The 4,641-nt window shown below is 72.9% G+C and carries 4 protein-coding genes; all 4 read left to right on the forward strand.

What is annotated here, in order from left to right; translation table 11 throughout:
* Positions 1-186: 186 nt before the first annotated feature.
* Genes ACZ7GX_RS17485 through ACZ7GX_RS17500 form a run of 4 tightly spaced genes read left to right on the forward strand, consistent with a single transcriptional unit; the run spans position 187 to position 4,405 of the window.
* Complete coding sequence (locus ACZ7GX_RS17485; RefSeq protein WP_498777766.1) at positions 187-1,035, forward strand: carbohydrate ABC transporter permease; 849 nt, start codon at positions 187-189, stop codon at positions 1,033-1,035.
* Positions 1,032-1,868 carry a carbohydrate ABC transporter permease gene (locus tag ACZ7GX_RS17490; RefSeq protein WP_498777768.1) on the forward strand — a complete coding sequence of 279 codons (837 nt, stop codon included), beginning with the start codon at positions 1,032-1,034 and terminating at the stop codon, positions 1,866-1,868. The genes ACZ7GX_RS17485 and ACZ7GX_RS17490 overlap by 4 nt, the downstream gene beginning before the upstream one ends.
* A 6-nt stretch (positions 1,869-1,874) precedes the next feature.
* Complete coding sequence (locus tag ACZ7GX_RS17495) at positions 1,875-3,365, forward strand: glycoside hydrolase family 3 protein (protein WP_498777770.1); 1,491 nt, start codon at positions 1,875-1,877, stop codon at positions 3,363-3,365.
* Positions 3,362-4,405, forward strand: a complete 1,044-nt coding sequence (locus ACZ7GX_RS17500; RefSeq protein ID WP_498777772.1) for an SIS domain-containing protein — start codon at positions 3,362-3,364, stop codon at positions 4,403-4,405. The genes ACZ7GX_RS17495 and ACZ7GX_RS17500 overlap by 4 nt, the downstream gene beginning before the upstream one ends.
* The last annotated feature ends 236 nt before the right edge of the window (positions 4,406-4,641 follow it).

Raw genomic sequence — 4,641 nt, forward strand, 5'->3', positions numbered from 1 at the left:
GAGGTGGATGCCTGGCCAGAATAGACGAAGGCAAAGGAGGGATGACCCCCCCCACCCCCCCCCCCCCCCCCCCCCCCCCCCCCCCCCCCCCCCCCCCCCCCCCCCCGTGCCGCACCGGACGGCGCGCCGCGCCGTCGGGGCGGCGCCTTCGACCGGGCGCTGCCCTACCTGCTGCTGGCCCCCGCCGTGGCGGCCATCCTCTGGCTGATCGGTTGGCCCGTCCTCTCCGTCCTGGTGACCAGCTTCCGCAAGCTGAACCTGCGCGAGCTGACCCGCGGCGAGGTCGTGTGGACCGGTCTGGACAACTACGCCGAGATCCTGGGCGACCCGGCGTTCTGGGGCATCACGGTGCGCACCGTGGTGTTCACCGGGCTCGTGGTCGCCGTGTCGGTCCTCGCGGCCCTGCTGATCGCGCTGCTGATGCGGCAGATCAGCCCGGTCGTGCGGATCGTGCTCCAGGTCGCGATGCTGCTGGCGTGGGCGATGCCGCTGCTCGCCGCCACCACGGTCTACCAGTGGATCTTCGACCAGCAGTACGGCATCCTCAACAAGACGCTGGTCGCGGTCGGGTTCGACTCGTTCGCCGGGCACTCGTGGTTCTCCACGGGCACGTCGACGCTGGCCGTGATCGGGCTGCTGATCGTGTGGCAGGCGATCCCGTTCCTGGCGTTCTCGCTGTACGCGGGCGCCATCGGGATCCCGAAGGACCGTTACGAGGCGGCGGGCATCGACGGCGCGTCGGCGTGGCAGACGTTCCGCGCCGTGACGTGGCCCGAACTGCGGCCGTTGCTGCTGATGGTGACGTTCCTGTCGCTGCTGTGGGACTTCAAGGTGTTCGCGCAGATCTGGGCGATGCGCAAGGGCGGCCCGGACGGCGGCAGCACCACGTTGGCCGTCTACCAGTACCTCGAAGGCATCTCGAAGAGCCACTTCGGCGTGGCCGCGGCGGTGTCCGTGGTGATGGTCGTGCTGCTGGGGCTGCTCACCTTCCAGTACCTGCGCAGGCTGCTCCGGTCCCAGGAGGGCGAGCTGTGATCGCGAAAAAGGGTTCCGCCAAGAAGGTCACGGGCAACGTCGTCGCGCTGGTCGTGGCGTTGTTCTTCGCGTTCCCGACCTACTGGATGGTCTCGACCGCGCTCAAGCCGCGCAAGGACCTGCTGACCAGCGGTTACGACCTGGTGCCGTTCTCGGTGACGGGCTCGAACTTCGCCACCGCGTGGGCCAAGCCCGGTTTCCTCAACGCGTTGGGCAACAGCCTGCTGGTGACGTTGAGCGCGGTGGTGGCGGCGATCGCGGTCGGCCTGCTGGCGGCGGTGGCGCTGTCGCGGATGCGGTTCAAGGGCCGCAAGGGCTTCGCGATGATGCTGCTGGTGGCGCAGATGGCGCCGTTCGAGGCGCTGCTGATCCCGATGTTCCTGATGATGCGCGACCTCGACCTGCTCGACCGGCTGCCGGCGCTGGCGCTGATCTACTTCGCGGTGACGCTGCCGTTCTGCGCGTGGACGCTGCGCGGGTTCGTCAACGGCATCCCGCTGGAGCTGGAGGAGGCGGCGATGGTGGACGGCTGCGGTCGGTGGGGCGCGTTCCGCCGGGTCACGCTGCCGCTGCTCGGGCCGGGCCTGGTGGCCACGTCGGTGTTCGCGTTCGTGACCGCGTGGAACGAGTTCCTGTTCGCGTTGTCGCTGGTCAAGGACCAGACCAAGGAGACCCTGCCGGTGTGGCTGTCGGGGTTCCAGACCGCGTTCGGCACGGACTGGGGTGGCGCGATGGCCGCGTCGGCGCTGTTCACCCTGCCGGTGCTGGTGTTCTTCCTGATCGTGCAGCGCAAGATGGTCACCGGCGTCACCGCCGGTGCGGTGAAGGGGTAGGACCGCATGTCGTTGCACCGGCTCGCGTCGGGTGTGCTGCTGCCGGGGTTCCACGGGACCACCGCGCCGGACTGGCTGCTGAAGCGGGTGGCCGACGGGCTCGGCGGTGTCGTGCTGTTCGGGCGGAACGTGGTGACCGTCGGCGGTGACGACGATCAGGCCCCGGACGCCCAGGTCACGGCGTTGAACGCGCAGTTGCGGGGTGTGCGCGCGGACGTCGTGATCGGGATCGACGAGGAGGGCGGCGACGTCACCCGCCTCGACGCGGGCCGCGGGTCGGAGGTGCCGGGCAACCACGCGTTGGGCGCGGCGGACGACGTGGGGCTGACGCGGGCGGTGGCGGCGTCGATCGGGGCGCGGCTGGCGGCGTGCGGGGTGAGCCTGAACCTGGCGCCGTCGGCGGACCTAGTGCTCACGCTGGAGGACCCGGTGATCGGCGTGCGGTCGTTCGGGTCGGACCCGGTGGCGGCGGGCGCGCACGTGGCGGCGTTCGTGGAGGGCCTGCAGGCGGTCGGGGTGGCGGCGTGCGCCAAGCACTTCCCCGGCCACGGCGCGTCCACTGTGGACTCCCACGCGGCGCTGCCGGTGCTGCCGCGGACGCCGGCGGAGCTGGCGTCGGCCGAGTTCGTGCCGTTCCGCGCGGCGGTGCGGGCGGGGGTGCGGTCGATCATGACCGGGCACCTCGTCGTGCCGGAGTGGGGTCCGGCGCCCGCGACGCTGAACCCGCTGGCGGTGCGGGTGCTGCGGGAGGAGCTGGGGTTCACCGGGGCGATCATCACCGACGGGCTGGACATGAAGGCCGTCGGCGGCGACCTGGCGGAGGGGTCCGTGCGGTCGTTGGCGGCCGGGGTGGACGCGTTGTGCCTGGGCGGCGAGCCGTTGGACGACGACGGGCTGCAGTGGCTGGTCGACAGCATCGTGGCGGCCGTGGAGTCGGGCGCGCTGCCGCTGGAGCGGTTGGAGGAGGCGGCACGGCGGACGGCCGCGCTGGGCGCCCCGGCGGCTTCCGTGCAGGCGCACGACCCCGGGCTGGGGCTCGTCGCCGCACGGCGGGCGCTGGAGGTGCGCGGCACGTTGGCGCTGTCCGGGCCGCCGGTGGTCGTGGACCTGGCGGTGGAGCCGTCGATCGCGGTCGGGGACGTGCCGTGGGGGCTGGGGCCGTATTTGACGGAGCTCGTTCCGGGTACCTCGGTGGTGGCGGCGACGTCCGCTCGGGAGATCGCGTCGCTGGCCGCCGGACGTCCGGTCGTCGTGGTGACGCGTGAGGCACACCGCCACGCGTGGGCTCGCGAGCTGGTGTCGTCGCTGGGTACTATTGGTCTAGACCTTGTGCACGTCGAGACGGGCGTGCCGGGACCTGACCTCGGCGTCGGCGCCCGCGTGGACACCCACGGCGGTTCACGGGTGTGCCTGCGGGCGGCGGCCGAGCGCATCGCCGCGGCCACCGCCACGCCGTCCGCCGAACCTGAACCTGAACCGACGGGGGAACTCCGATGACCGACCACCAGCCCGGCAGGCACATGGCGGCCGAGATCGACCAGCAGCCGGGCATCTTCGCCGACCTGTTCGCCCGGCGGGACGCCATCGCGTCGGTCGCCTCGGTGATCGCCGAGCGCCGGCCGCGGTTCGTGCTGCTGGCGGCGCGCGGGTCGAGCGACCACGCGGCGCTGTACGCGAAGTACCTGACCGAGGTGCTGCTGGAACTGCCCGCCGGGCTGGTGTCGCCGTCCACGACCACGCTGTACGGGGCGCGGCCGGACCTGCGGGACGTGCTGCTGGTCGCGGTGTCGCAGTCCGGCGGGTCGCCGGACCTGCTGGAGGTGACCGAGTCGGCCCGTGCGCGCGGGGCGTTGACGGTGGCGGTGACGAACACCTCGTCGTCGCCGCTGAACGGCGCGGCCGAGCTGGCGGTGGACGTCGGCGCGGGCGTGGAGCGGGCGGTGGCGGCGACGAAGACGTACTCGGCGACGTTGCTGGCGCTGTACCTGCTGGTGGACGGGATCCGGGGCGGTGACGGGTCGGCCGCGGCGGGTCTGGGCGACCTGGCGCGGGCGACGCTGGACTCCTCGGCGGACGCGGTGGCCGAGGCCGTGCAGCGGTACCGGTTCGTGGACCGGGTGCTGACCACCGGGCGCGGCTACTCGCTGCCGACGGCGCTGGAGGCGGCGTTGAAGCTGGCCGAGACGTCGTACCTGGCGGCGCGGGCGTACAGCGGCGCGGACCTGCTGCACGGGCCGGTGGCGGCGGTGGACGCGGAGACGGCCGTGCTGGCGGTGACCAGTGCGGGCAAGGGCGGTGACGCCCTGCACGACGTCCTGGACGCGGTGCACGGGCGCGGGGCGGACGTGCTGGCGGTCGGTTCGGCTTCCGACAAGGTCTCCGCGGCCCTGCGCGTCCCGGTCGCGGAGACGGCCGAGGAGGTGGCCCCGATCCTGGAGATCCTGCCGATCCAGCGCCTGGCCCACGGCCTGGCCCTGGCCCGCGGCGGCGACCCGGACAACCCGCGCGGCCTGAACAAGGTCACCCGCACCCGCTGACCACCGCGCGTCCACGTCCGCGTCGCGCGTGTTCCACGGCCGGAACGCGCGCGACCTGCGTTCGCGTCGCGCGTGTCCTGCGTCCAGAACACCTGAAGTCAACGCTCGGAACACGGGAGAGGGGGGGGGGGGGGGGGGCCCCCGGCTCCCCGCCCTTTCTGCTCCCTCCCCGTCGGCGGCACCACAACAGGCCCATTCTCTTTCCCCTCCCCCTCGGCGCAACCCACCCCTCCCTC

It is taken from the genome of Actinosynnema sp. NPDC037264 (assembly GCF_055603705.1).